Below are 1,060 nucleotides of genomic sequence, written 5' to 3' on the forward strand. Positions count from 1 at the left end.
TCGTTACGCCATTCGTGCAGGTCGGAACTTACCCGACAAGGAATTTCGCTACCTTAGGATGGTTATAGTTACCACCGCCGTTTACTGGCGCTTAAGTTCTCAGCTTCGCCACCCCGAAGAGTGACTAACCGGTCCCCTTAACGTTCCAGCACCGGGCAGGCGTCAGTCCGTATACATCGCCTTACGGCTTCGCACGGACCTGTGTTTTTAGTAAACAGTCGCTTCTCGCTGGTCTCTGCGGCCACCCCCAGCTCACCGAGTAAATCGGATCACCAGTGATGGCCCCCCTTCTCCCGAAGTTACGGGGGCATTTTGCCGAGTTCCTTAACCATAGTTCACCCGAACGCCTCGGTATTCTCTACCTGACCACCTGAGTCGGTTTAGGGTACGGGCCGCCATGAAACTCGCTAGAGGCTTTTCTCGACAGCATAGGATCATCCACTTCACCACAATCGGCTCGGCATCAGGTCTCAGCCTTAATGCGTGACGGATTTACCTGTCACACGGCCTACACCCTTACCCCGGGACAACCACCGCCCGGGATGGACTACCTTCCTGCGTCACCCCATCACTCACCTACTACAGGTCTGGTCCGTCGGCTCCACCACTCCCCTTTGCCCGAAGGCTCCGGGGCGGCTTCACGGACTTAGCATCGCCTGGTTCAATGTTTGACGCTTCACAGCGGGTACCGGAATATCAACCGGTTATCCATCGACTACGCCTGTCGGCCTCGCCTTAGGTCCCGACTTACCCTGGGCAGATCAGCTTGACCCAGGAACCCTTAGTCAATCGGCGCACACGTTTCTCACGTGTGTATCGCTACTCATGCCTGCATTCTCACTCGTGAACCGTCCACCACTGCCTTCCGGCGCGGCTTCACCCGGCACACGACGCTCCCCTACCCATCACAGCGGGCGTTGGCCCTATTGCTGCAATGACACGACTTCGGCGGTACGCTTGAGCCCCGCTACATTGTCGGCGCGGAATCACTAGACCAGTGAGCTATTACGCACTCTTTCAAGGGTGGCTGCTTCTAAGCCAACCTCCTGGTTGTCTGTGC

Annotated in this window: 1 rRNA gene; it reads right to left on the reverse strand. The window is 57.3% G+C overall.

The annotated features are described in order from the left end of the window. Window positions 1-1,060 (reverse strand): 23S ribosomal RNA (locus ACWEGE_RS47015); the annotation flags it as partial.

It is taken from the genome of Amycolatopsis sp. NPDC004747, assembly GCF_053601335.1.